Consider the following 25,314-nt stretch of genomic DNA (forward strand, 5'->3'; position numbering starts at 1 on the left):
ATACTTCTTAGCGGGTCGAGGAGAAGTTTAGCGGACGGTGTTTCGGGCTTTGCGGGGGGGCTGCTTTCCGGTGATTGTCGCTGGTCGTGCCCCGTGGGACGAGGGTCAGCAGGCTGGCCTCTGGAGGGCACGCGAAGCGCGCCGGGGCGTACGGAGAGGTGCCCAGACCGGCGGAGACGTGGAGCCACATCTGGGCGCCCCAGCGAGAGGCGCCGCGGGCCCGGGTGCGGTCGAGCTCGCAGTTGGTGACGAGCGCGCCGTAGCCCGGGATACGGAGCTGTCCGCCGTGCGTGTGCCCGGCGAGGACGAGGTCATAGCCGTCACCCGCGAATTCGTCCAGGACGCGCGGCTCCGGGGAGTGCGTGACGCCGATGCGGACGGCCGCCGCGGTGTCCACAGGGCCCGCGATGTCGGCGTAGCGGTCGCGTCGGAGGTGCGCGTCGTCGACGCCGGCGGTGAACACGTACTGGTCGGCGACCTCGATGGTGCGGCGCACGTGGGTGAGGTCGGTCCAGCCGTGCTCGATGAACGCGGCCCGGAGGTCGCGCCAGGGCAGATGCTCGCCGTGGATCCGCTTCTTCTTGCCCTTCGGCATGAGGTAGCGCGCGGGGTTCTTCGGTTTCGGCGCGTAGTAGTCGTTGCTGCCGAAGATGAACACGCCGGGCCTGTTCAACAGGGGGCCGAGTGCGCGCAGGACGGACGGGACCGCGTGCTGATGTGACAAATTGTCACCGGTGTTGACGACGAGATCCGGTTCGAGTTCGTCCAGCGCGGCTACCCAGCGTTGCTTGCTCACGTGGCCGGGGAGCATGTGCAGGTCCGAGATGTGGAGGATTGTGAAGGGCTTGGCCCCTGCCGCGAGGACCGGGAGCTCCGCGGTGCGAAGCGTCCACCGGCGCCTTTCGATGCCGACCGCGTAACCGAGGGTCGCGGCTCCCAGAGCGACGGTTCCCACGGCCAAGCGCCGTACCGTCGCCCTCGAAGTGTTGTTGTTACTGAGCGTGCTCACATTGTCCAGTTTACGTGCTCATCGCGGGTGGTCGTTCGCCCCCATTCCGGCGATGCCGGGAAATCGCTGGAATGGCCTCTTTTCTTTACTTTCCGTGGTCGACGCGGGGTGTGGCGATCAGGCGACATCGTTTCGTCGACCGCCGCTCCCCATTAGGCCGCCGGGTGCTCACTTAGAGTTAGAATACCGTGACTCTTTGTGATTTGCGCTGGTGAATGCAACTCTTCGTGGTCAGCGCCCGCCGCCCAGATACTTCGGGTCCGGCTGCGGCAACGGCGGTGCTTCCTGGCCTTCGAGGATCTTCGACATCGCCCCGAACCAGGTCTGCGCCGGCGTCTTGCCACCGAACATGTTTTCGCAGCCGCGAGTGGTGACGTTACCGGGGCCGAGGTAGCAGAGACCACCGCTGCCACCCTTCGGGCGGAACACCATCGCCGCGCCCGAGAGCTGCGGAGTGGCGCCGAGGTACGTACCCGAACCGTTGTTCTGCGTGGTCCCGGTCTTGCCCATCACCGGCCGGTTCCACCGGACGCCGTTCGCGGCGCCGAACGACGTGCCGCCGGGCTGGCTGTCCCGGCTCATGCCGACCGCGAGGGTGTTGGCGAGACCTTCCGGCACCACCTGTTCGCAAGCGGCTTCCTTGACCGGAACCGGCTTTCCGTCCCGGTCGGTGATCCCGGCCAGCGGGGTCGGCGGGCACCAGACGCCGCCGCTCATGATCGTGGCGCCGACGTTCGCCAGTTCCAGTCCGCTCAGCGGGGCGGGGCCGAGGGTGAACGAGGCGTTTCCGGCCCAACCGGGCCTGGGACCGAAGGCCTGCAGCTGACTGGCGTTTACGCCGGGGTTGCCGGACTTCGGGTCGACGGCGCCACCGCCGAGGTTGCTGGCCATGGTGTCGCGCATGCCGAGCTTGCGCGCCATCTCCACGATCGGTCCGGTGCTCCCGACCTTCTCCTCGAGGGCCACGAACGCGGTGTTCGGCGAGGTCGCGAGTGCCTGCTGCAGCGACATGGCCCCGCCGGCCGGGTTGTAGTCACCCGCGTTGCCGAGGCAGTACCACTTGCCACCAGGCCCGGCAGGCGGTCGCGGAGCCGGGGCACATCGGTTGCCACCACCCCCGAACACGCTGGAGGTGTAGAAGTCGGGCACCGGGAGCGGACTGTTGATCCCGGCCACGCCCGCTTCCAAAGCCGCGGCGGCGGTGAAGACCTTGTACGCCGAGCCCGCGCCGCCGGTGTTGTAGACGCCGGAAGGCAACGCGAACGTCGTCTGCCCTTGGTCTTCGTGAAGGCCGTAGTCGCGGTTCGCCGCCAGTGCCACCACTTCGTGCCGGTCCTTGCCCGGCTTCACCAGCGAAAGCGTGTTCGCGACGTTGTCCTGCGTCTTCTTGACCTGGGTTTCGGCCGACACCTTGGCTTCGTGGTTCGCCCGTTCGTCCAAAGTGGTCTTGATCTGATAGCCGCCGGTGTAGAGGTCGTCCAGCGTCATACCCGCCTTGAGGAGGTAGTCCTCCACGTACTGGCAGAAGAACCCGTTCTCCGGTCCGGCGCCGACGCAGTTCGCCGCGGGCTTCTGCGGCCCGCCTTCGACGACGCCGAGTGGCTCGGCCTTGAAGCGTTCCGCGTCCGCCTTCGCGAGCTTCTGGTTGTCGACCATGCGGTCCAGCACCAGGTTGCGGCGTTCGGTCGCCTTCGCCGGGTTCTTCCACGGGTCGTTGACGACCGGGTTGTTCACCAGGCCGGCCAGCAGCGCCGCCTGCGGCACCGTGAGCTTCTCGACGGGCGTGTTGAAGTACGCGTTCGCGGCCGCGCCGACGCCGTAGATCTCGCGCGAGAACTCGACGACGTTCAGGTAGCCGGTCAGGATCTGCATCTTGTTCAGCTTGGTTTCCAGCTGGATCGCGATGCGGGCTTCCTTCAGCTTCCGGGCGACCGACTGTTCCTGTGCGCGCTTCTGGCCCGGCTTGTCGTCCCGGTAGACGACGTTGATCAGGTAGTTCTTGACGTACTGCTGGGTCAGCGTCGACGCGCCCTGCGTGTCGCCGCCGGTGGTGTTGCTGACCGCGGCGCGCAGCGTGCCCTTCCAGTCCACCCCGTTGTGTTCGTAGAAGCGCTTGTCCTCGACCGAGATCAGCGCCCACTTCATGGCGTCGTTGATCTGGGTCTCGTTCGTCGGGATGCGGTACTGCTTGTACAGCGTCGCGATCTGCTTACCGGTGTTGTCCGTGATGGTGGTCACCAACGGCGGCGGAATGTCCGCGAGGTCCGAAGATGTCTTGTCGACGGTTTCGCTCGCCTGGTTGGAGAGGACTCCCGCGGCGCCGGCCACCGGGAACAACATCCCCGCGACCAGCACCCCCGCGAGCACACACAGGCCAATGAGCTTCAGCAGACCGTCTGTTTTGCGCACGCGGACCAGGGTACGCGGATGCCGTTAGCCCACCGTGACGTCACCTCGCTGTGTGTGCGAATCCGGTTACAAAACGGACCCCATGGGGTGACGTCTGGTAATGGGAGGCATTCTAGGGCTTGGCGGAGGGAACCGAGGGCCCTTACAGTCCGTCAACGTCTCACGTATGAAAAAGCCGACAGACGGGTGAGTGCGAGCGGCAGTCGCATTCGGCCGAACGGAGGCACCGGCACCGGGGAGGTGCCGGGAGGAACAGACGTGAGCACAAGGGAGACACGCTCATGGGGGCAGGAGCGCACGCTTTTCGTCCCCCCGTGGTGTGTCGAACACCAGGGTAGGGAGCTGGGGGTATGGAAACCAACCAGTCGAGCTGGCGAGTCAATGCGTCGTGCCGCGACACCGATCCGGACGGGTTGTTCGTCCGGGGAGCGGAACAGAACCGGGCCAAGGCGGTCTGCCTCGGTTGCCCGGTCAGGACGGAATGCCTCGCCGAAGCGCTCGATGGCCGGATCAACTTCGGTATCTGGGGAGGTATGACCGAACGGGAACGGCGGGCGCTGCTGCGGCGGCGGCCGGACGTGACCAGCTGGGCGGATCTGCTGGAAGAAGCGAAACGCAGGTTCGCCGGCATCGACGAAGAGGAAGACGTACGCGTCCGAGTCTCGTGATCATGATTCCGTGAAGGCCTCTTCCCTGAGTCCAAGGTAGGGAAGAGGTCCTTCACGGAGTCTCAGGATTGAGTGGCCAGCCGCGTGCCGATGTCGCGCAGGCCGTCGAGATCGTGCACGTCGCTGGGGAGCGCGGGCACCCGAACCAGCGGCACCTCGGGATGCGCCCGCGTGAACCTGGCGAGCAAGCGCGTCTCTCGATCGGCCAGCGCGACCCGGTCCGCGTGCAGGCGGAGGACGGCCTCGGCCAGTGGCGCGCTGTTCTCGCCCTTCGTCAGCTGCTCGGCGGCGGCGAGGGCCTCCGGGCCGGACAACGGAGCGAGCACCGGATGCGTCCGGTTCGCGACGAGCCCGGCCAGCGGCATGCTCTCTTCCGAAAGCCGCTCCACGAAGTAGGACGCCTCGCGCAGCGCGTCCGGCTCCGGCGCGGCCACCACGAGGAACGACGTGCCGCCGGACCGCAGCAGGTCGGAGGTCTTGCGCGCGCGTTCGCGGAAGCCGCCGAACATGCTGTCGAAGGCCTGCATGAACGCTGAAGCGTCGGTCAGCAACTGGCCGCCGATGATCGTCGAGACGGCCTTCGCGAACATCGAGAATCCGGCGTTGACGACCTTGCGCAGTCCCCAGCCGCCCGCCTTCGCGGGACCGGTGAGCAGCCGGATCATCCGGCCGTCCAGCGCGGTCGAAAGCCGGGTCGGCGCGTCGAGGAAGTCCAGCGCGGAGCGGCTCGGCGGCGTGTCGACGATGATCAGGTCCCACTCGTCGGTGGCCGCGAGCTGCCCCAGTTTCTCCATCGCCATGTACTCCTGCGTTCCGGAGAACGACGTGGAAATGGTCTGGTAGAAGGGGTTCTGCAGCAGCTGCTCGGCGCGTTCCGGGCCGGCGTGCACGCGCACCATGTCGTCGAAGGTGCGGCGCATGTCGAGCATCATCGCCCAGAGTTCGCCTTTGGGCTCGAAGCCTTCGACCTGCACCTGTTTCGGGTGATTGCCCAGTTCGCGCAGGCCGAGCGCCTGCGCCAGCCGCCGTGCCGGGTCGATGGTGAGCACCACCGTCTGCCGTCCGCGTTCGGCGGCGCGCAACGCCAGCGCCGCCGCGGTGGTCGTCTTGCCGACCCCGCCGGAACCACAGCATACGATGACCCGGCTTTCCGGATCGTCGATCAGCTTGTCGATTTCCAGGACGTCCGACATCAGCGCACCCCCTGCTCGGTCAGCGCTTCGGCGAGCTCGTAGAGCGCCGCGACGTCGACGCCGTCGGTCAGATCCGGCAGTTCCAGGCCCGGCAGATCGGCTTCGGCCAGTTGCTCGCGGGCGCGCTGTTCGGCCGCGACCCGGACGGCGTGTTCCACGGTCTCCTCGACCAGCGCGTCGAGGGTGCTCTCGGGCAGGTTCAACCCGGCCGACGCGAGGCCGGAACGGACACGGGAGGCGTCGACGCGGCCGTCCGCGGCGGCGGTGACCGAGCGCGCGGGCAGCCGCGGCGGGCGGACCCGGTTGACCAGCACCGCGCCGGGGCGCAGATCCGCGCCGTCGAGTTCGGCGACGGCCTCGACGGTTTCCCGCACCGGCATCTCCTCGAGCAGGGTCACCAGGTGCACGGCGGTCTCGCCGGAGTGCAGCAGCCGGACGACGCCGTCGGCCTGGCCGCGGATCGGGCCGGTCTTCGCGAGGTCGGTCAGCGCCTTGGTGACGTCGAGGAACTTCACGACCCGGCCGGTGGGCGGCGAGTCGACGACGACGGCGTCATAGGTGTGGCGGCCGTCGGATTCGGTCCGGCCGACGCATTCCTTGATCTTCCCGGTGAGCAGGACGTCGCGCAGACCCGGCGCGAGCGTGGTCGCGAACTCGATCGCGCCCATCCGCCGCAGCGTCCGCCCGGCGAAGCCGAGGTTGTAGAACATCTCGAAGTACTCGAGCAACGCGGCCTCGACGTCGATGTGCAGCGCGCGCAGCTCACCGCCGCCGGGGACGGCCGCGATGCGCTGCTCGGCGTAGGGCAGCGGCTCGGTGTCGAAGAGCTGGGCGATGCCCTGGCGGCCCTCGACCTCGATCAGCAGCACCCGGCGCCCGCCCTTCGCGAGCGCGAGGCCCAGCGAGGCGGCGAGCGTGGTCTTGCCCGTCCCGCCCTTACCGGTGACGAAATGCAGCCGTGCTCTCGCGAGTTCGTCGGTCCAGCCGGCAAGGGGAGTGCTCACCGGTCCCACCCTAATTGAGGGTTCAGCCTGCCAGCATCATGACGCCGAGCGCGGCGGCGACCAGACCCAGAACAATCCAGGTCAAAGCTCCGGGCAGCACCGTGAGCATCACCACACCGAGGATCAGGAGGACCACGAAGGCCACCGCGCCGGTGACCGCGACCGTCCCGGAGCTGTCCGTACGGTCCCGTGCCTTCGCCATCAGGACCAGCACCAGCGGCAGCCCCGCCGCGGCGAGCAGGACGGTCGCGACCACACGCCAGGTCTCCACGGAGATGACGGTATCGGAGCGGTACAGGTGGTCGTGAGTGGCGATTCGGGTTAGAACCCGAATCCTCTCTGAGGTACCTACTCGGGGCCTGCGTCTTTGTCGGAAGGTAGGCGCCGCCGTTGTGACTGGTGTTGCTACTGAGGTCCTTCACGGCCAGGCGGCTACCGGGGCTCACCGTAGGTACCTGAAACACCCTTGGCTAGAACCTGAATCGCCACTTACGGCCCACGCGCGGCGGGTCAGCTCCCGATCGGGGTGGCGGGCACGCACGGCACCGGCTTCGCGTGCGCCGGGTCGAGCGCGTTGAGGACGTGCCCGGCGGCGTTGCGGTCGGCGGCGACCCCGGCGTGCTCGGCGAGGTCCAGCACGCAGCTGTCCTGCAGCACGATGTTCTTCACATTCGGTCCCTTGCCCATGCCGCTCGTGTACGGACGACCGCTTCGTCGTAGCGGGTCATGATGTTCGTGTACGTCACGCCCGGCTGGAAGACGCCGTTGCCGCCACGCAGCTTCATGAGGAACTCCGAACCGCGCAGGAATTGGCGGCACGAGCCGCAGAGCGGGTCGAGGATCCCGTTGAACCCGGGCGCCAGGCCCAGTGCGCCGGCGAGCGCATACAAATGGGAAGCACCGAAGAGCGTGGTCCCGTCCCACAGTGGCGTCAGGCTGACATATTTGTCCACTTTGGACGCGCCATCGAGGAACTTCACATAATAAGAAGGCATCAGCGTGCCTTCGGAGTGTCCGAGAATGTCCACCTTGGACGCGCCGGTCGCGCCGAGCACCTTGTCGACGAACACCGACAGTTCCTTCGCGCTCTGTTCCATCGGGACGAGGCCACCCGGCTGGTAGATCGGCAGCGGTGGTCCGGGGACGCCGTAGGTGAGGGAGAAAACGCAGTACCCGTTGTTCTTGAGCAGCGGACCGAACGTCTGCCAGTTCACCGTCTGGTTGGCGCTGAGGCCGTGCGTGAGCACCACTGGATTCGGATGGGCGGTGCCGGGCCGGCAGCCGAAGTCGTTCGCACCCGGTGGCGGGCCGCCGGGGGTCGCCGCCTGCGCGGGCAAAGCCGCGGCGAGGGTCCACGGAACGGGGAGTTTCTCGTCGGCGTTCGCCGGTGAAGCGCAGATCAGGGCAAGTGCCGCGGCCACGCAAGCGGCGGCCAAAACCTCATTGTCCGCATGTCGATGTCCTATCTACTCCCGAGTAGGTGTGAAGTGAACCACATCCGCGGGAAATCGGCGAACCCCTCGCGAGAGGGTTTTCCGCATGTGTGTCGGGCGCGCTTGCCGGTTTGGCTACGCTCCCCGACATGAGCGCCACCAAGTGGGAGTACGCGACCGTCCCCCTGTTGATCCACGCCACCAAGCAGATCCTCGACCAGTGGGGCGAGGACGGCTGGGAGCTCGTCACCGTGCTCCCGAACCCGACCGGCGAACAGCACGTCGCCTACCTCAAACGAGCCAAGAACTAGGGGATTGAAGCCATGACCTGGACCGATCGGCTCGCCGAGCTCGGTATCGAACTCCCCGGCGTCGCCGCTCCGCTGGCGGCCTACGTGCCCGCCGTCCGCACCGGCTCGTATGTCTACACGGCCGGGCAGCTGCCCTTCGTCTCCGGTGAGCTCGAAGCGACCGGCAAGGTCGGTGCCGAGGTCAGCCCCGAAGAAGCGAAGAAATACGCGCGGACGTCGATCCTCAACGCCCTCGCCGCCGTCGACTCGGTCGTCGGGATCGACAACGTCGTGCGGGTGGTCAAGGTCGTCGGGTTCGTGGCGTCCGCGGAGGGCTTCACCGGTCAGCCCGCGGTGATCAACGGGGCGTCCGAGCTGCTCGGCGAGATCTTCGGCGAGGCGGGCATCCACGCCCGCTCGGCCGTCGGGGTCTCCGAGCTGCCGATCGGAGCGCCGGTCGAGATCGAATTGATCGTGGAGGTGAAGTGATGGACCCGGATATCGAGAAGTCCTCGCACGAGCTCCTGCTCCGGCTGGCCGGACGGCTGCCGGACCAACTCCTCTGGCGGTTCCGTGACTGGCTCGGAGAGGGCGCGATGGGCACCCTCGCGCGGACCTTGCCCAGGTCTTTGCTTAAGCACAGGATCGACCTGGACCAAACCGAGTATCGCCTGCTAGTCGCCGGGCTCATCCCGCATGGCGCCGATTGGCATCAAGTGAGTTCCACCCTGGGGGTAGACGACGTCACCGAGACCAGGTACACATTCACGCAGAGTGCGCCCGAATGGGTGAACTCGGTCGACTCAGTGTCCGTATTGATCCACGCAACGTTGCGGGGACGGCCGGATGTGGGTGAAGTGCGGCAAAGCTGGCGACACCTCGGTGTGGTCGGCGAGGGTGGGGCGAAACGAGTCCTCCTGGTCACGGCGCTCAACGGGCTGCCGAGGCTGACCGGCGAACTGCAGCGCGTCCTGCGCGTGCTGGGTGACGAGGAGCCCGGCGTCGAGGTTCTCCCGCCGAGCATCGACCTCACCGGCTATCACCGCACCGCGCTCGCCAACTCCGAGCTGGTCTGCGTGGGCGCGGTGGACACCGGAAGTCGGCTGGTCGCCGCTTAACGCTCGCACCACCAGGCGAGCCGGGAGGGAGCAGAGCAATGGTGGAGGTCCACGACGGCCCGCCCATGGACGGGTTCTCGGTGCCCCTGCGCCTGCACAACCTGTTACTGGCCCTGGCGGGTCGAATCGACGACAGTGCTTTGACCGAAGCGCGTGAGCTGATCGCGCGTGCGCACATCGACGAAGCGGTGGAGCTCACCACCGGCACCCTGATCGCGGGGAAGATCCCGGTGAGCTCGTCCGAACAGCGTGAACTGGCACTCGTCCTCGAAATGAGCCGGTCCGACGCCACCCTGGCGAACGACCTGCTGGTGGAGGAGGACGATCCGGTGCTCACCCACCGGTTCACCGGGGAGAACCAGCCCGAATTCGGCCTCGCCGAGGCGCTCGACCGCACCCTGCAGGTGCTGCCGGACGTCCGTTCGGTGCACGCGGTGTGGCGGAACACGCCCGCCGGAAGCGTGCCCGGCGCGCTGCCGCAGCGGGTCGTCCTGGTCGAGATCGGTCCGGAGGGCAACCCGCCCGCGGTCGCGTTCCGCGTGGACACCGCACTTCGCCGCGCGGGTATCCGGTCGGTGGTCGAGGTCGCGGGCCCCGGCGTCGCGCGGTCCGCGTACCACCAGGCCGCGTCGTCGGCCGCGAGTCCGGTCTGGGTCACGGGGAGTGCCCACTCCAGTGACTTTCGGTCCGAGCCGGTGACTCCGCCGCCCGCTCCGGCCCCGGCTGCCGAGCCGGTCAAGGAGCAGCCGAGCAGGCACGGGCTGCGGCCGGTCGGCGGTTCCGAGCCGATCGCGCCGGTGGTGCCGATCGTGCAGCAGGCGCCCGCTTCGTCGTCGTCGGCTACGACGTCGTCTTCGGAGCAGGCCACGCCGCGCAAGTCGCGGGCGGAGACCCGCGCCGAGCGCACGGCGGATCTGACCCCGGCCGAGGTGGCGCAGCTGCGGCAGGCGCTCAAGGAGGACCCCGAAAAGGGCCGCGAGATCGCCACGGGCAAGCCGAGCATGCACGAGGTCGTCGAGCTGCCCGCTCTCGACCTCGACGACCCGAGCCTGAGCGAGCGCGATCGCGCGCTTCTGCGCGAGCTGCACGCCGAGCTGGCCGAACGGGAGCGTGCCGAGGCGGCGAAGATCCGGCTGAACGGGGCTTCACGCAGCAGCGGCTGGTCTTCCTGACGAGTTCCCCGCGTTTCGTCCTCTGAATGCGGTAGTTGCACGCGCAACGATCGCAACCAGAGGACGAAACGCGATGTTAGGTTGCGGGTGTGGCTGAAGAACTGACATTCGACATCCCGGTGGGGGCCGGGGTGGGCACGCGCGCCAACGCCGGCGGCACGCCGGTGACGCCCAAGGACGCGGCGACCGTGATCCTCCTCCGCGACGGCGAGCAAGGCGTCGAGGTCTTCCTGCAACATCGCGTCAAGGGCATGCCGTTCGCGGGCGGGATGACCGTCTTTCCCGGCGGCGGCGTGGATTCCCGCGATGTCGACGCCTCGGTGAGCTGGGCGGGTCCGGAGCCCGCTTGGTGGGCGGAACGCTTCCGCTGTGCGGAATCGCTGGCCCGCGCCCTGGTGTGCGCGGCCGTGCGGGAGACCTTCGAGGAGTCGGGCGTCCTGCTCGCGAGCCTCGGGGACTCCGTCGTCACCGACGCGACTCGGTACCACGACGCCCGCGAGAAACTGGTCTCTCGTGAACTCTCACTCGCCGCGTTCCTTGAAGCGAACGGCCTGACGCTGCGCGCGGATCTCTTGCGCCCGTGGGCGAACTGGGTCACCCCGCCCGAGGAACCGCGCCGCTACGACACCTGTTTCTTCGTCGCCGTGCTGCCGGAGGGGCAGCAGGCCGACGGCGCCACCTCCGAAGCCGTCGCCTCCGGCTGGCAGCGGCCGGAGGACGCCCTCACCGACGCCAAGGAAGGGCGCCGCATGCTCATGCCACCGACCTGGCTCACGCTCGCGGAACTCGGTACGTTCGACACGGCGGCGACGGCGCAGGCCAGCGAGCGCGAGATTATCAAGATCATGCCGACGCTGATCCGCGACGGTGACAAGGTCCGCGTCGTTTTGGACCCGGCGTGAGCGCCCCCGCGTACGGCGTGCTGCGCCAGGTCACGCCGACGGCTTCGGTGCTGTTGGAGCACAACCCGTCGTCGATGACGTTGGAGGGCACCAATTCGTGGGTGCTGCGCGGGCCGGGAGCGTCCGGTTCCGTGGTCGTCGACCCCGGTCACGAGGACATCGAACACCTGACGCTGCTCGCCGAGACCGGCGCCGTCGAGCTGATCATCCTTACCCACCATCATCCCGATCACGCCGAGGGCGCCCCGTGGTTCGCCGACCGGGTCGGCGCTCCGGTGCGGGCCTTCGACGAGTCGCTGTGCGTCGGCGGCAAGCCCCTTGTGGACGGTGAAGTGATCGAGGCAGGCGGCCTGGAGATCTCAGTGCTGCACACGCCCGGGCACACCGGCGACTCGATCTGCCTGCGGTCCGAAGGGCAGCTCCTGACCGGCGACACCATCCTCGGCCGCGGCACCACGGTGCTGCACGACCTCGGCGATTACCTGCGCTCACTGCGGAAACTCGTCGAGTTACCCGAGGGCACCATCGGTCTCCCGGGGCACGGCCCCGAACTGCCCGATCTCACCGCGACCGCGCGCGAATACCTGGCACACCGGGAACAGCGGCTGGACCAGGTGCGTTCGGCACTGAAGGTCCTCGGCGCGGACGCGACGCCACGCCAGGTCGTCGAGGTCGTCTACGCCGACGTCGACAAGGCTTTGTGGGCGCCCGCGGAGTGGAGTGTGCAGGCACAATTGGACTACCTGAGGTCGGAGGACGGCGAATGAGTGACGTCGAGGTCGAGTTCTACTGGCGCCCCGGATGCGGATTCTGCGCCGCGCTGGAGCGGCCGCTGTCGAAGAGTGGCTTCAACGTGAAGCGGGTCAACATCTGGGAGGACCCGGCCGCCGCCGCGCGCGTGCGTTCGGTGGCTGACGGGAACGAGGTCGTGCCGACCGTGTTCGTGGGCTCGAAAGCGATGGTGAACCCTTCGTTCGCGGAGATCGAAGCCGCGGTGAAGGCCGCTTCCGCCTGACGTCAGCCTCCCGCCCGCGCAATGAAGGGGCCTTTCATCGCAAAATTTGCAATGAAAGGCCCCTTCATTGCATTTTTCAGCGGGGAAGCATCGGCATCACGTAGTACGTCAGGTCCACCTCGCCCGGGTTCACCGACCGGATGACGCAAGCCCGCATGCCGGGCTGGATATCGAGTCGGACCCGTTCTCCCGCGAAACCCTGCAGCGCGTCCAGCAGGTAGCGCGCCTGGAACGAGGGTGACGTCCGGCCGCCGGAGACCTCGGCTTTCAGAGTCTCCTCGGCTTCGCCGGTGTCCTGCTTCGAACTGGCGAGCCGCAGGTGCGCATCGCCGACCTCCAGCGTCAGCACGCGACGCTCATCCGCGTAGACGCCCACCCGGCGCACCGCGGCGGCCAGCGTGTCGGCGGCGACCTCGACCGTCGTGTCCACAGTGGACGACTCGATCAGCTTCTCCGACAGGAATCCCGCGTCGAGTACGGCGGTGGTGACGGCGACGTCCATCCAGCTCAGCCCGAACCGGGTCCCGTCGCCATGCAGGCCGACGATGCCCCGCGCCTGCTTCGCCGTCTCGGCCAGCAGACCGGCTGGGACGAGCGCGTCGATCGGCTCGCCTCCGGAGCGCAGCGGCAGGGTGGCCACGGCCATCCGGTACCGGTCGGACGCGGTCAGCCGCAGTTCACGGCTGAAGCCTTGGACACGGACGCCGGTGAACATCGGCAGCGCGTCGTCCTTGGCCGCCGTGCCGGCGACCGTGCGCAACGCGGTCACCAGAGCGTGACCGTCCACTTCGGACACCTTGGGTGGCATGTCCGGGAGCCGCAGTTCGCGGCTCAGCAGCGGAAGCGCGAAGCGGCCGCCTTCGACCCGTATGGCCAGTCGCGAGCCTTCGACGACCAGGCGCACCAGGTCGTCGTCGATCATGCGCAACGTCTCCGCGAGCGGCCCGGCCGGGACGATGACCTCACCGTCCGTGTGAACCGTGGCGGCACTGGTCAGGCGGACCGCTCGTTCGCTGTCGCTGCCGCCGACGGTCAGCCCGTCGCGCCCGGCGCGCAGAAGCAGGGCGGACCGGGCGGACAGCAGTTTCGCGGCGGCGGAAACGGCGGACGAGAGGGAGCGGGTGGCGGCGGTCAGGTCCATGCCCGCAAGCTAGCGGGCGGCACCGACAAGTTCCGGCGCCTCGGCGACGGCCTCGGGCGACCGCGGGCGGAAGGTGCCGCGCAGCAGCCAGACCACGGCGGCGAGCGCGAAGCCGACCCCGCCGGCGGCGAGGAACGCCGCTTCGGTGCCCGCGTGCTCGACGAGGTAACCGCTGATCGACTGCCCGAACGCGAGACCGAGGGTCACCGCGGTGAGCACCCAGCCGAACGCCTCGGCCGCCGTGCCCTTCGGCGCGGCGATCTCGATCGCTGCCGAATGCGTCGTCGACTGGGGCGTGATGAGCGCCCCTGCCGCGAGCATGGCGAGCGCGAGGCCCCAAAGCGACCCCGGCAGCGCGAGCAGCGCCACCAGCGCGCCGAACGCGGCCAGCAGCACCGGCAGGCGCAGACCCATCTGCCGTGGCCACGGGCGCAGGCTGTACGCGACGCCGAACGCGACCGAACTGACCGACCAGGCCGAAAGCAGCAGTCCGCCGATCGAGGTGTTCCCGGCCTCGGTGGCGGCCGCCGGGACGGCGACCTCGACGAAGCCGATCACGGCACCGAAGCCGAGCGCGGCGAGCGCGAGCGTGCGCATGCCGGGGCTGGCCAGCGCGCCGAGCAGCTTGCCGCCCGTCGACGGCGACGGACCCCAGGCGCGCACGGTCGGACTCAGCGCGAACAGCACCGCGCCCGCGATCATGGTCAGCGCGCCGGTCACGATGCCGGTGCCCGCCCACGGCGCGGCGATCAGCAGACCCGCGAAACCGGGGCCGAGGATGAAGAAGACCTCCATGCTGATCGCCTCGTAGGAAAACGCGGCGTTCCGCGTCGGCCCGGCGGGCAGGAGCCGTGTCCACAGCGCCCGCGAAGCCGAACCGACCATCGGCTCGGTGATCCCGGTGCCGAAGGCGAGCGGGACCAGCACGAGCGTCGGCGCGTGTGCCTCGATCGCGAACACCAGGGCGGTCATCGCCAGCGCGAAGAGCACCGTGGTCGTCAGCAGCGGCCGCGTCGGCCCGAAGCGGTCGATGAGCCGTCCCTGCACGACCGCGCCGACCGAGACGCCGACCAGTGACCCTGCCGACACCAGCCCGGCCGAAGCGAAGGAGCCCGTCTCGCGCTGGACGTAGAGCAACGCGGAAATGCCGATCATCGCGATCGGCAGGCGGGCGAGCAGGGACGCGATGACCGCCCCGCGGGACCCGGGCGCGGTCAGCGCGGCTCGGTAGTCGGCGAGGGAGGTGCGGTGGCTCTCGGAGTGTTCGGACACAGACTGGGACACGCGTACCAGTATGCTTACTTTGGTACGCGAGTACCAGTTATCTGGCGGTAAGGTTTGTCACCCCCGGGTTCTGGGTACCTCGCCCCTTGAGTCGCCTGGGTTCGTCTCGATCAGGTAACAGTCAGCCGATTCTGGGTCGTTCGGGGCAACAAATGACCCCGGATGGCGTCCTTGAGAGTGAAAGAACTTGAGTTCACGGCCGACGGCCGTGGATGGTTGTAGAACAGCACGCAGTCTCCAGCTCCCTCCGGCGTACGGGTCGGGGCCTTGTTCCGGAGGGCGGGGAGCGCGGATCGTCGGGGGATGGTCCGCGCACAGCGAAGAGCCGGTGCGCCACGTCGGGGGTGGCGCCCGGCTCTTCGTTGTGTCAGGTCACCAGTGCAATGAAGGGGCCTTTCATCGCAAAATTTGCGATGAAAGGCCCCTTCATTGCACTTGAAGTACGGGACTAACGGGCGCGGCGAGCCAAGCGCTCCGGGTCCAGGATCAGGACGCTCTTGCCTTCGAGCCGCAGCCAGCCACGGTGCGCGAAGTCGGCGAGAGCCTTGTTGACGGTCTCGCGCGAGGCGCCGACGTACTGGGCGATCTCTTCCTGCGTCAGGTCGTGGGTGACCCGCAGCAGACCGGCTTCCTGGCTGCCGAAGCGCTGCGCGAGCTGCAGCAGCGCGCGCGCCACGCGACCGGGGACGTCGGTGAAGATCAGCTCGGCGACCATGTTGTTCGTCCGGCGCAGCCTGCGGGCGACGACCCGCAGTAACTGCTCGGCGATCTCCGGGCGCGTGGAGATCCACTGCCGCAGCGCCGGGCGGTCCATCGTCACCGCACGGACCTCGGTCACGGTCGTCGCGCTGGACGTCCGCGGGCCGGGGTCGAAAATCGACAGCTCGCCGAACATGTCGGACGGGCCGAAGATGCCCAGCAGGTTCTCGCGGCCGTCAGGTGACTTGCGGCCGATCTTCACCTTGCCGGATTGGATGATGTAAAGCTTGTCGCCGGGTTCACCCTCGTTGAAGATGACATGCCCGCGAGGAAACTCCACGGATTCCAAGGTCTGTGCCAGCGCCTCGGCGGCTGCCGGCTCAACACCCTGGAAAATGCCCGCTCGGGCCAGGGTTTCGTCCACCTCGGGTGCCTCCTCATCGAGAAACGACGCCGACCCCCTCGTTTCCGGGGCTCGTGTCGCCGATCACTTTTCGCGTCAGTCTAGGGCGTGCAGGCAAGATCGCCCGTCGGCTCGCCGCAGGCGCGTCCGTGCCGAGAACGATCTCGCTCGAACGTGGAGCCTAACTCCGCACGCGCCGCGCGCGTAGCCTGGCCGCCTTCCCGCCCAGCCTGCGCAGCCGGAACAGCTCGAGCGCGCGCCCGATGCCGTGCCCGTACAGGGCCCTGACCTCGTTGGGCTGTGCCTGCTCGAGGAACTCCTCGACTTCGTTCTCCTGCACCGCGACGTGCTTGAGCCTGGTCTCCACGCGCTCCATGAACAGCGCGAAGAACATGATCACCAGCGGGACCAGGATGACGAACCAGACTGTCATGAGCCCTGCCCGGGGAATTCCGAAAAACTGTGCATTACTCCAGATCCTCGCTCATGGCGTCCTCGATCGAAGCGCCGAGGTGGTGCTCTGGCGTGTCGGGCGACGACCGGTGGGTGCTCCCACTGGCTCGTCCGATGGCGCCCGTAGGCTATCGGGGTGCCTCCTGCCCCCACCAATGCCCCCCGTGCGGGGGGTAAGGGTGAAAGCCGGCTCGCGTTGGTCAGACGTGCCAGGCGGATGAAGCGTTGCCTCGACGACGAGTTCCCGGACGCCCACTGCGAGCTTGACTTCACCACTCCGCTCGAACTGCTGGTCGCGGTCGTGCTGTCGGCGCAGACCACCGACGTCCGTGTGAATCAGGTCACTCCCGCGCTCTTCGCGCGCTATCGAACCGCCGCCGACTACGCCGCCGCCGATCGCGCCGAACTCGAGGAGTACCTCCGCCCGACGGGGTTCTTCCGGGCCAAGGCGAACTCGCTGATGGGGCTGGGCGCGGCGTTGGTGGAGCGCTACGACGGCGAAGTGCCCGGCAAGCTGAAGGACCTCGTCACGCTGCCCGGTGTCGGCCGCAAGACGGCCAACGTCGTGCTCGGTGACGCCTTCGGGGTCCCCGGGATCACCGTCGACACCCATTTCGGGCGCCTGGTCCGCCGCTGGGGCTGGACCGAGGAGGAAGACCCGGTCAAGGTCGAGCACGCCGTCGGCGAGCTGATCCCGCGCAAGGAGTGGACGCTCCTGTCGCATCGGACGATCTTCCACGGCCGCCGCGTCTGCCACGCCCGCAAACCGGCCTGTGGCGCCTGTCCGTTGGCGAAGCTGTGCCCCTCGTACGGAACCGGCCCGACCGAGTTCGAAGAAGCCGCGAAACTGGTCAAGGGCGAGGAGCGCGAGCACATCCTGGATCTGGCGGCGCGCCGGTGACCAAGGTCACCAAGCTGGCCCTCGGTGCCGCGGTGCTGGTGGTGGCCCTGATCGTCGCGCTGCTCACGGCCCGTGACGACCAAGGGCCGGTCAAGACGGCGGGGGACCTCACGGCGGCCCGTGCGAAAGCCGCGCTCGCCGCGTGCCCGCCGCCCGGACCGGGCGAGGTGGCGACGCTGCGCGGGGTCGACGTCGAATGCCTCGGCGACGGCTCCCGCGTCGACCTCGCCAAGGCGCTTTCGGGCGGTCCGGTGCTGGTCAACCTGTGGGCGTCGTGGTGCCGGCCGTGCCGCGGCGAGCTACCCCTGCTCCAGGAGTACGCGACTCGGCCCGGTGCCGCCCGTGTGCTTCTCGTCCAGGTCGCGAGTTCCGGGGCCGACGGGCTGGCGATGCTGGCCGAACTGGGTGTCCGGCTGCCTTCCGTGTTCGACGGTGACGGGCAGTCAGGGCCGGTGCGGACCGCACTGAAGGTCCCTTCCTCCCTTCCCGCGACGTATGTGGTCACGGCGGGCGGGGACGTCCGGCTCATCGAGAACCCACGCGTCTTCCTGAACACTGAGCAGGTGCGCGCCGCAGTGGAAGGGACACCATGACCGGCCCTCTCGTGGACCCGGAAGCAGTGCCGGCCTGGTTGCAACCGCTGGTCAAGATCAGCCGGGACGTCGGCGCCGAAACGTTCAGCCGGTTCAGCGTGCCGCCGGACGCGAGCTATCGCCCGGCATCCGTGCTGATGCTCTTCGGCGAAGGCCCGGAGGGACCGGACGTCCTGCTCCAGCGTCGCGCCGACACCCTCGGCTCACACGCCGGCCAGGTCTCCTTCCCCGGCGGAGGCGCCGAGCCCGGCGACGACGGACCGGTCGCCACCGCCCTGCGCGAGGCGGAGGAGGAGACCGGCGTCGAGCCATCGGGGGTGCTGCCGGTGGCGATCTTCCCCGAACTTTTCGTGCCGGTGTCCGGCTTCGCCGTGACGCCGGTGCTCGCCTACTGGCGGACGCCGTCCCCGGTGCACGCCGTCGACCCCGGCGAGACGGCCGCGGTGGCCAGGGTGCCGGTCGCCGAACTCACCGATCCGGCGAACCGGTTCCAGGTCGAACGCAAAGGATTCGGCTGGAAGGGGCCCGCCTTCGACGTCGGCGGGCTCTTCGTCTGGGGCTTCACGGGCGGGCTGCTCGCGATGACGTTGTCGCTCGGTGGCTGGGAACGCGAATGGGACCACGGCGACGTCCGGGACCTTGACGTAGCGTTGGCCGAACATCAGGCGCGGGTCGAGGGGCGGCAAGTGCCGGAGAAGGAGTAGGCGCCGTTGAACTGGGTTGACATACTGGTGATCCTGCTCGCCCTGCTGGCCGGGGTGTCCGGTGCTTTCCAAGGGGTGATCATCGCCCTCCCGTCGCTGGTCGGAGTGGTGCTGGGCGCGCTCGCGGGGATCAAGATCGCGCCACTGGTCGTCGAACTGTTCCAGCATCCGGCGGCGAAGGTCGCCTTCGCGGTCGCGACCGTGGTGTTCCTGGTCGCGCTCGGCGAGACCCTCGGCGTCTGGACCGGGCGGAAGCTGCGCCAGAAGATCAACCCTGACAAGCTTTCCGGCGTCGACAAGACCCTCGGCGCGGTGGTGCAGGCCGCGGTGGTGTTCGTGGTCGCGTGGCTGATCGCGACGCCGCTCACGGCGGTCTCCGGGGTGCCGGGGCTCGCGAAGTCGATCAACAGCTCGGTCGTGCTCGGCGAAGTGAACAACGTCATGCCCGAGGTGGCGCAGGGCTTCCCGAGCGAACTGCGCAAACTGCTGGACGCGTCCGGCTTCCCGTCCATTGTGGACCCGTTCCAGAAGCCGAACGTCGAGGACACCGGCCCGCCGGACACCGCGCTGCAGGCGAGCGAGATCGTCAAACAGGTGCACGGCAGCGTCGTGAAGATCCGGGGCAACGCGACTTCCTGCTCCCGTGCGCTGGAAGGCAGCGGATTCGTCATCGCGCCGCAGCGCGTGATGACGAACGCGCACGTCGTCGCGGGCACCGACGAGGTCGCCATCGAGTCCACCTCGGGCAAGTTCGCCGCACGCGTCGTCTACTTCGACCCCGAAGCCGACGTGGCCGTGCTCGCCGTGCCGAGGCTGCAGGCGGCCGTGCTCCCGCTGGCGCCGCGGGTCGCGCGGGCCGGCGACAACGCGATCGTGCTCGGCTATCCGCTCGACGGCCCGTACACCGCGACGCCGGCCAGAGTGCGTGGCCGGATCAACCTGCGCGGACCGGACATCTACGAGGCCAACACCGTGCAGCGCGACGTGTTCACCGTGCGCGGGCAGGTCCGCAGCGGTAACTCCGGCGGGCCGATGATCGACCCGGACGGGCAGGTCATCGGGGTGGTCTTCGGCGCGGCCGTCGAGGACCCGGAGACCGGCTTCACGCTGACTTCGGAACAGGTCAAGGCGGTGGTGGACACGGCTCCGGCGCTGAGCGCGAACACTTCGACCGGTCCCTGCGCGAGTTAGCCCCTTCTGTCCCGCTAGAGCGGGCTGCCGACGTGAGATGAAGGACGCTTTCATTGCAAAATTTGCAATGAAAGCGTCCTTCATCTCACGCGCGGGAGGGGAACCGGTCAGGAGGGCGAAGAGCGGCCCTCCCGCCACTCAGTCAGGACCTCCTCCACGTCCAGCGGCCGTGCCCGCAGCACCGGGCCACCCGCCGGACGCCGGTGCTCGGCGCGGATCCGTTCGTTCAGGTCTTCGACGATCTCCCGTACCCGCGCCTCGCGACGCACCTTCGCCAAGGTGTCCGGCAGGTCGTCGAGTTCCTTGGCGATCGCCAGCGACGGCGGCAGCAGCGCCGAAACGTCGTGGCCCTCACCGCGGACCTTGTTCACCACCCAGGCGAGCGCGGTGTCGTCGCCGTTGGACTTCGGCAGCGGTTTACCCGCTCCGGGCAGGTTGTCGAACTCGCCCTTCGCCTCGGCCGCACTGATCTGCCGGTCGACCCAGGACTCGAACGACACGCCCGTCGGTTTGCGTTCGGTCATGCCTCCAACATACGGAGGAAGTCCAGCAGAGCGCCCGAAGTACGCTCCGGCGCCTCCAGATGCGGGAAGTGCCCGATGCCGGGCCAGCGCTCGAGCCGTGCGTCGGGGGCCCAGCGGCGCGACGCAGCCGCGGTCGCGGGCAGGACGCATCGATCGTCTTCGCCGTGCAGTTGCAGCACTCGGGCGGCGAAGCGGCCTCGCAGTGCGTCGCTGAACCGGCGACCTTCACCGCGGAACTGGGCGCGGAACGCCCATCGGTAGTACTCGAGCGCGCTGTGCGGAACCCCTGGCACGAGCATCGCCTGCCGGAACGTCTCCACGGTGTCGGCGAAGTCCGATGTCTTCGTCCACTGTGGTCCGGACCAGGCGCGGAACAGCTCCTCGACGGCGAGCGCGTCGTCTTTGACCAGCCACTTTTCCGGGGCCATCGGGACCTGGAAACGCAAGAGATGTCCTGACGCGCGCAGCTGCGCCGGTCGTCGCACGGCGCGGCGCAGCGCCAGCGGATGCGCGCCGCCGAGCACGCTCACCGAGGAGACCAGCCGGGGATGCAACGCGCCCACGGTCCACGCGAGCATGCCGCCCCAGGCGTGTCCGACGAGGTGGGCCTTGCGCGCGCCCAACGACTTGATCAGCCCGCCGACGTCACCCGCCAGCGTCCAGGCGTCATAGCCGCGCGGAGGCTTGTCCGAGTCACCGTAGCCGCGCAGATCCACCGCGACCGCGCGGAAACCGGCGTCGGCGAGCGAGGGCAGCTGGTGGTGCCAGGTCCACCAGAACTCGGCGAACCCGTGCAGCAGCAGCACCATAGGTCCGTCGCCGAGTTCGGCGACGTGCAGCCGGATGCCGTTCGCCGAGACATCACGATGAGTCCACGGACCGTCGATCCGGACGATCGACGGATCCGGCGTCGCCTGCACCGCCTCGAAGACCCGTCAGCTGCGGTCGGCGGGCGAGTCGTCGTGCCGGGGCTTGAACGCGGCGGCCGTGTCCTTGAAGCTGTTGATCGTGCGCTCGGGCGCCTTGATCTTCTTCATCTTGCGGTAGCCGAGGAGGCCCGCGACGAACGCCGTGACGAGCATCAGCCCGAACACGATCGCGAACGCCGCCGGGCGCTTTAGCCACTCCGACAGCAGTTCGCCGAGGAAGAAAAAGAAGAAGAACGAGCTGTACAGCCCGATGACCAGCGCGACCAGGAAGAAGACGGCGCCCTTGAGGCCCTTCTTCGCCTCCGCGACGACCTCGGATTTGGCCAGCTCGACTTCGGCGCGGATCAGCGTCGAGACGTGCTGTGTGGCATCGCCGACGAGCTTCCCGAGGGACTGCTCGCTCGCTACCACGTCGTCATCGCTCGACAGGGGGAGGTAGGGCACGGCCCCCACGCCGTCGGGGCCGGTGCGTTCGTGCTTGGGGCTGCTCACACCGGTCATCGTGCCACGTGCCCTCATCCCGGGCGCGGCGGACCGGCGAGTGTCGCGATCTCAATCGTCCCGGGCGTGCACCCGGCTCCGGTGCACGAGCGTTCCGGCGGCCGCAAGCGAGGCGATGGCGGAAGCGATCAACACCGCCGTCTTCGCCAGTTCGACGGCGTCGTCGTCGAGCGCGAGGTCGGCGATCAGGAGGCTCACGGTGAACCCGACGCCGCCGAGCATCGACAACGCGCCGATGTCCCGCCAGCCCATCCCGCGAGGTTTCTCCGCGAGCTTGAACTTCACCGCGAGCAGGCTGGCGCCGAAGATCCCGACGAACTTCCCGCCGACCAGCCCGATCAGGACGGCCAGAGGCAACGCCGTGGTGAAGACGGCGCCGAGCGAGTCGGCGTTCACGGTGATCCCGGCGGCGAACAGCGCGAAGAGCGGCACGGCAACGGCGGCCGACCACGGCTGCAGCCGGTGTTCGAGCCGGATCGCGGGCGCGTGCTCCTCGCCTTCGTCGGCGCGGACGCGGGTGAGCAGGCCGAGCGCGACGCCGGCGATGGTGGCGTGGATGCCCGCCGAGTGGACCGCGACCCAGGTGATCAGCGCCAGCGGGACGTAGATCCAGGCACTGCGGACGCGGCGGTGCTGCAGGTAGGCGTAGAGCGAGAGGGCGAGGACGGCGACACCCGCGGCGACGAGGTCGAACTTCGTGGTGAACAGGATCGCGATGACGAGGATCGCGCCGAGGTCGTCGACCACCGCCAGCGAGAGCAGGAAGACCCGGGCGCTGCTCGGCAGGTTCGACGCGGTCAGCGCCAGCACCCCCAGTGCGAACGCGATGTCGGTGGCGACCGGGATGGCCCAGGCGCGGTCGATCCCCGGCGTCCCCCAGCCGACGGCGAGCGCGACCAGCGCCGGGACGATCATGCCGCCGATCGCGGCCACCACCGGCAGGATCGCCTGCTTGAACCGGGAAAGTTCGCCGACCACCAGTTCGCGTTTGAGTTCGAGGCCCGCGACGAAAAAGAACAGCGCGAGCAGGCCGTCTTTGGCCCAGTCGCCGATCGTCAGATCGAGGTGGAGGAATTCGGGGCCGAGCTCGAAATCGCGAATCCCGCGGTAAATGTCTTCGATGGGCGAATTCGCCCAGAGAAGGGCGAGCGCGGTGGCGCCGAGCAGGATCATCCCGCCGGTGGTTTCGGTGCGGAGATAGCGGGCGAAGTCGGCGACGACGGCTTTCGCGGGGCGGGTGGGACCGCTGGTCACGGCATCCTCCGGATTTTCGGCAACGACGAATACTGTTGCCGACCAGACTTCCCGGCGCACCTTGACGCGATTTTAACGCTCCCAGCTGGGGAAATCTCGCCTTCATGACTGGTGCCACAAGATCGCTACGGACGTCGGTGTCCGTTCCACATCATGGGCTTCTAGCATGTCAACGGAAAACGACAACGATGTCTTCGATAAGGACGGCATGGTGAGTACCTCTACCGAGGTCCAGCAAGACACGAGGTTCTTCGGGCACCCACGAGGACTGGCGAACCTCTTCGGCGTCGAGATGTGGGAGCGATTCTCGTTCTACGGGATGCTCGGCATCCTCCCCATCTACCTCTACTACGAAGTCAGCCAGGGCGGCCTCGCGTTGCCGAAGGCCTCCGCGCTCGGCATCGTCGGCGCGTACGGCGGCATGGTCTACCTCTCGGCGGTGATCGGCGCCTGGGTCGCGGACCGCGTGCTCGGCTCCGAACGGACACTGTTCTACAGCGCGATCCTGATCATGGTCGGGCACATCAGCCTCGCGCTGCTGCCGGGCCTCGCCGGTATCGGGGTCGGTCTCGTCTGTGTCGCCGTCGGCAGTGGCGGGCTGAAGTCCAACGCCACCGCCATCGTCGGCACGTTGTACGCGGAAGGCGACGAGCGTCGCGACGGCGGTTTCACCATCTTCTACATGGGCGTGAACGTCGGTGGCTTCGTCGGGCCGCTGCTGACCGGCCTCGCGCAGAGCGAGGTCGGCTTCCACGTCGGCTTCGGGCTCGCCGCCGTCGGGATGGCGCTCGGCCTGATCCAGTACACGATCGGCCGCAAGAACCTCGGCGACAAGGCGAGCGAGATCCCGAACCCGCTGCCCGCGTCGCAGCGCCCGGTGGTGTACGTCGCCACCGCCGTGGGTATCACGGCGATCGTGCTGCTGGTGGTCTTCGGCGTCATCAACCCGGCCAACCTGGTCGACATCGTCGTCGGTGCCGTCGCGGTCATCTCGGTCATCTACTTCGTCGTGATCATCAGCAGCAAGAAGATCAGCTCCGACGAACGCAGCCGGGTGTACTCGTTCATCCCGATGTTCATCGCGAGCGCGGCGTTCTTCTCGCTGTACCAGCAGCAGTTCACCGTCGTCGCGGCCTACACCGACGAGCGGCTGAACCGCACCATCTTCGGCTGGGAGATGCCGGTCGCCTGGGTCAACTCGATCAACCCGGTGTTCATCATCCTGTTCGCGCCGGTCATCGCGGCGATCTGGACGAAACTCGGCTCGCGGCAGCCGTCCTCGCCGATCAAGTTCGTGCTCGGCACCGTCGCGATGGGCTTGGCGTTCCTGCTGTTCCTCCCGATGGTCGGCAGCGGCAAGAACGCGAGCCCGCTGCTCGCGCTGGCCGGCATCCTGTTCGTGTTCACCATGGCGGAACTGATGCTTTCGCCGGTCGGTCTGTCGCTTTCGACCAAACTCGCGCCGGAGGCCTTCCGGACGCAGATGGTGGCGCTGAACTTCCTGTCCATTTCGCTAGGCACCGCGATGTCCGGAAAGCTCGCCGAGTACTACTCGGTGGACGACGAAGCGCCGTACTTCAGCGTCGTCGGCGGGGTGGCCATCGTGATCGGGGTGGCGCTGCTGGTCGCGACGCCGATGATCCGCAAGCTCATGAAGGGCGTGCACTGACGCGCTTCATGTCGCACTGACGAGCGATCCTCGAACGTGCCATGAAAGGCCCCTTCATCGCGAAATTCGCGATGAAGGGGCCTTTCATCTCAAGCTGGCACCTACGCCACCGTCGTCCCGAAGACCACACCGACGTAGTAGGTCACCAGCATCGTCAGCGCGCCGACCCCGACGTTCCGCGCGATCGCGCGGCCGATCCGGGCGGCGCCGAGTTTCGCGCTGACGAACCCGGTCAGCGCCAGCCCGACCACCACCGCCGCCGCGCACGCCCAGACCCGCGCCGAGGTCGACGTCCACAGGATCGACAGCAGCGGCAGGAGGGCACCGACGGTGAACGCCGCCAGCGACGCCCACGCCGCCTGCCACGGACTGGTCAGATTGTCCGGATCGATGCCGAGTTCGGCCTCCGCGTGTGCCTGCAGGGCGTCCTTTTCGGTCAGTTCGCGGGCGACCTCGGCGGCGAGTTCCGGGGAAAGGCCCTTCGACTCGTAGATTTCCGCGAGTTCGCGTTCTTCGGCCTCCGGCATCTCTTTCAGTTCGCGCTTTTCCAGCCGCAACTGCGCGCGCTCGGTATCGCGCTGAGTGCTCACCGAGACGTATTCGCCGCCCGCCATCGAAAGCGCGCCCGCGACCAGGCCCGCGATTCCCGCGGTCGCGATCGTGGTGGAGTCGGTGGTCGCGCCCGCGACGCCGACCACGATGCCGGCGACCGACACGATTCCGTCGTTCGCACCGAGTACCCCGGCACGCAGCCAGTTGAGCCTGCCGCCGAGGCCCGTGTGCGGTTCGTGCGGATGCGACGTCGATTCATCGGAGATGGTTTCGGTCACCTATTCAGTGAAACACGAAGAACGG

Annotated in this window: 27 protein-coding genes and 1 pseudogene; 13 read left to right on the forward strand and 15 right to left on the reverse strand. The window is 68.3% G+C overall.

The annotated features are described in order from the left end of the window. Positions 1-7: 7 nt before the first annotated feature. Positions 8-1,009, reverse strand: a complete 1,002-nt coding sequence (locus AVL48_RS21670) for a metallophosphoesterase (RefSeq protein ID WP_061985703.1) — start codon at positions 1,007-1,009, stop codon at positions 8-10. A 231-nt stretch (positions 1,010-1,240) separates the two neighbouring features. After that, positions 1,241-3,418: a transglycosylase domain-containing protein gene (locus AVL48_RS21675; RefSeq protein WP_143104960.1), complete on the reverse strand. Its 2,178-nt coding sequence runs from the start codon at positions 3,416-3,418 to the stop codon at positions 1,241-1,243. Between the two features lie 350 nt (positions 3,419-3,768). Here AVL48_RS21675 and AVL48_RS21680 point away from each other — a divergent pair, with 350 nt between their 5' ends. Continuing rightward, positions 3,769-4,086 carry a WhiB family transcriptional regulator gene (locus tag AVL48_RS21680; RefSeq protein WP_061985701.1) on the forward strand — a complete coding sequence of 106 codons (318 nt, stop codon included), beginning with the start codon at positions 3,769-3,771 and terminating at the stop codon, positions 4,084-4,086. 62 nt (positions 4,087-4,148) lie between these two features. Here the strand turns inward: AVL48_RS21680 and bagB are convergent, their stop codons facing one another. From bagB to AVL48_RS21700, 4 genes and pseudogenes are all read right to left on the reverse strand, one after another. Beyond that, on the reverse strand, positions 4,149-5,279 hold the full coding sequence (gene bagB, locus AVL48_RS21685; RefSeq protein WP_061985699.1) for an ATPase BagB: 1,131 nt from the start codon (positions 5,277-5,279) through the stop codon (positions 4,149-4,151). Continuing rightward, a complete protein-coding gene (gene bagA, locus AVL48_RS21690; protein ID WP_061985697.1) occupies positions 5,279-6,283 on the reverse strand; it encodes an ATPase BagA in 1,005 nt (334 codons plus the stop codon). Before bagA ends, bagB begins: the two co-directional genes overlap by 1 nt. A gap of 22 nt (positions 6,284-6,305) precedes the next feature. Continuing rightward, positions 6,306-6,554 carry a hypothetical protein gene (locus AVL48_RS21695; RefSeq protein ID WP_061985695.1) on the reverse strand — a complete coding sequence of 83 codons (249 nt, stop codon included), beginning with the start codon at positions 6,552-6,554 and terminating at the stop codon, positions 6,306-6,308. A 239-nt stretch (positions 6,555-6,793) separates the two neighbouring features. Beyond that, positions 6,794-7,719, reverse strand: a pseudogene (locus AVL48_RS21700) (esterase/lipase family protein). 146 nt (positions 7,720-7,865) lie between these two features. Between AVL48_RS21700 and sp36 the strand changes: the two are divergent. The 7 genes from sp36 (at position 7,866) to AVL48_RS21730 (ending at position 12,213) form a co-directional block, all read left to right on the forward strand. Further along, the gene (sp36, locus tag AVL48_RS39095) at positions 7,866-8,027 is read left to right on the forward strand and encodes a Sp36 family protein (protein WP_005166970.1); all 162 of its coding nucleotides are present in this window, start codon (positions 7,866-7,868) and stop codon (positions 8,025-8,027) included. Positions 8,028-8,039: 12 nt separating this feature from the next. After that, positions 8,040-8,495 carry a RidA family protein gene (locus AVL48_RS21705; protein WP_044853655.1) on the forward strand — a complete coding sequence of 152 codons (456 nt, stop codon included), beginning with the start codon at positions 8,040-8,042 and terminating at the stop codon, positions 8,493-8,495. After that, positions 8,495-9,124, forward strand: a complete 630-nt coding sequence (locus AVL48_RS21710; RefSeq protein WP_037318589.1) for a hypothetical protein — start codon at positions 8,495-8,497, stop codon at positions 9,122-9,124. The genes AVL48_RS21705 and AVL48_RS21710 overlap by 1 nt, the downstream gene beginning before the upstream one ends. A 38-nt stretch (positions 9,125-9,162) precedes the next feature. Beyond that, positions 9,163-10,296, forward strand: coding sequence for a hypothetical protein (locus tag AVL48_RS21715; protein WP_061985693.1), 1,134 nt, complete (start codon positions 9,163-9,165; stop codon positions 10,294-10,296). A gap of 89 nt (positions 10,297-10,385) precedes the next feature. After that, complete coding sequence (locus tag AVL48_RS21720; protein ID WP_061985691.1) at positions 10,386-11,198, forward strand: NUDIX hydrolase; 813 nt, start codon at positions 10,386-10,388, stop codon at positions 11,196-11,198. Beyond that, on the forward strand, positions 11,195-11,965 hold the full coding sequence (locus AVL48_RS21725; protein ID WP_061985689.1) for an MBL fold metallo-hydrolase: 771 nt from the start codon (positions 11,195-11,197) through the stop codon (positions 11,963-11,965). The genes AVL48_RS21720 and AVL48_RS21725 overlap by 4 nt, the downstream gene beginning before the upstream one ends. Further along, positions 11,962-12,213: a glutaredoxin domain-containing protein gene (locus AVL48_RS21730; protein WP_061985687.1), complete on the forward strand. Its 252-nt coding sequence runs from the start codon at positions 11,962-11,964 to the stop codon at positions 12,211-12,213. Before AVL48_RS21725 ends, AVL48_RS21730 begins: the two co-directional genes overlap by 4 nt. Positions 12,214-12,289: 76 nt before the next feature. Here AVL48_RS21730 and dnaN read toward each other — a convergent pair whose 3' ends face one another. The 4 genes from dnaN to AVL48_RS21750 all read right to left on the reverse strand — a co-directional run bounded on the left by dnaN (position 12,290) and on the right by AVL48_RS21750 (position 16,173). Beyond that, positions 12,290-13,354, reverse strand: a complete 1,065-nt coding sequence (gene dnaN / locus AVL48_RS21735; protein WP_061985685.1) for a DNA polymerase III subunit beta — start codon at positions 13,352-13,354, stop codon at positions 12,290-12,292. 9 nt (positions 13,355-13,363) lie between these two features. After that, positions 13,364-14,638: an MFS transporter gene (locus AVL48_RS21740; protein WP_061985683.1), complete on the reverse strand. Its 1,275-nt coding sequence runs from the start codon at positions 14,636-14,638 to the stop codon at positions 13,364-13,366. A gap of 448 nt (positions 14,639-15,086) precedes the next feature. Then, entirely contained in the window at positions 15,087-15,761 is a 675-nt protein-coding gene (locus AVL48_RS21745; protein WP_003081747.1) for a Crp/Fnr family transcriptional regulator, read from the reverse strand. Positions 15,762-15,921: 160 nt separating this feature from the next. Then, a complete protein-coding gene (locus AVL48_RS21750) occupies positions 15,922-16,173 on the reverse strand; it encodes a hypothetical protein (RefSeq protein ID WP_005166943.1) in 252 nt (83 codons plus the stop codon). 237 nt (positions 16,174-16,410) lie between these two features. Between AVL48_RS21750 and nth the strand changes: the two genes are divergently transcribed. The 4 genes from nth to AVL48_RS21770 are packed head-to-tail and all read left to right on the forward strand — an operon-like array spanning position 16,411 to position 19,582. Then, entirely contained in the window at positions 16,411-17,094 is a 684-nt protein-coding gene (gene nth / locus AVL48_RS21755) for an endonuclease III (RefSeq protein WP_061985681.1), read from the forward strand. Next, positions 17,091-17,687: a TlpA family protein disulfide reductase gene (locus tag AVL48_RS21760; RefSeq protein WP_061985679.1), complete on the forward strand. Its 597-nt coding sequence runs from the start codon at positions 17,091-17,093 to the stop codon at positions 17,685-17,687. Before nth ends, AVL48_RS21760 begins: the two co-directional genes overlap by 4 nt. Further along, positions 17,684-18,391, forward strand: a complete 708-nt coding sequence (locus tag AVL48_RS21765; protein ID WP_061985677.1) for an NUDIX hydrolase — start codon at positions 17,684-17,686, stop codon at positions 18,389-18,391. The genes AVL48_RS21760 and AVL48_RS21765 overlap by 4 nt, the downstream gene beginning before the upstream one ends. Positions 18,392-18,397: 6 nt before the next feature. Beyond that, positions 18,398-19,582, forward strand: a complete 1,185-nt coding sequence (locus AVL48_RS21770) for a MarP family serine protease (protein WP_061985675.1) — start codon at positions 18,398-18,400, stop codon at positions 19,580-19,582. A gap of 107 nt (positions 19,583-19,689) precedes the next feature. Here AVL48_RS21770 and AVL48_RS21775 read toward each other — a convergent pair whose 3' ends face one another. Genes AVL48_RS21775 through nhaA form a run of 4 tightly spaced genes read right to left on the reverse strand, consistent with a single transcriptional unit; the run spans position 19,690 to position 22,790 of the window. Continuing rightward, positions 19,690-20,106, reverse strand: coding sequence for a DnaJ family domain-containing protein (locus AVL48_RS21775; RefSeq protein WP_061985673.1), 417 nt, complete (start codon positions 20,104-20,106; stop codon positions 19,690-19,692). Beyond that, complete coding sequence (locus tag AVL48_RS21780) at positions 20,103-21,026, reverse strand: alpha/beta fold hydrolase (protein WP_061985671.1); 924 nt, start codon at positions 21,024-21,026, stop codon at positions 20,103-20,105. Before AVL48_RS21780 ends, AVL48_RS21775 begins: the two co-directional genes overlap by 4 nt. 15 nt (positions 21,027-21,041) lie before the next feature. After that, positions 21,042-21,536, reverse strand: a complete 495-nt coding sequence (locus tag AVL48_RS21785) for a phage holin family protein (RefSeq protein WP_143104959.1) — start codon at positions 21,534-21,536, stop codon at positions 21,042-21,044. A gap of 51 nt (positions 21,537-21,587) precedes the next feature. Next, on the reverse strand, positions 21,588-22,790 hold the full coding sequence (nhaA, locus tag AVL48_RS21790; protein ID WP_061985669.1) for a Na+/H+ antiporter NhaA: 1,203 nt from the start codon (positions 22,788-22,790) through the stop codon (positions 21,588-21,590). Between the two features lie 208 nt (positions 22,791-22,998). Here nhaA and AVL48_RS21795 point away from each other — a divergent pair, with 208 nt between their 5' ends. After that, positions 22,999-24,459 (forward strand): peptide MFS transporter, encoded by a 1,461-nt coding sequence (locus AVL48_RS21795; protein ID WP_061985801.1) that lies wholly within the window; start codon positions 22,999-23,001, stop codon positions 24,457-24,459. Positions 24,460-24,560: 101 nt separating this feature from the next. Here the strand turns inward: AVL48_RS21795 and AVL48_RS21800 are convergent, their stop codons facing one another. Further along, a complete protein-coding gene (locus AVL48_RS21800) occupies positions 24,561-25,289 on the reverse strand; it encodes a VIT1/CCC1 transporter family protein (RefSeq protein WP_061985667.1) in 729 nt (242 codons plus the stop codon). Between the last annotated feature and the right edge of the window lie 25 nt (positions 25,290-25,314).

This window comes from Amycolatopsis regifaucium, from assembly GCF_001613935.1.
Lineage (GTDB): Bacteria > Actinomycetota > Actinomycetes > Mycobacteriales > Pseudonocardiaceae > Amycolatopsis > Amycolatopsis regifaucium.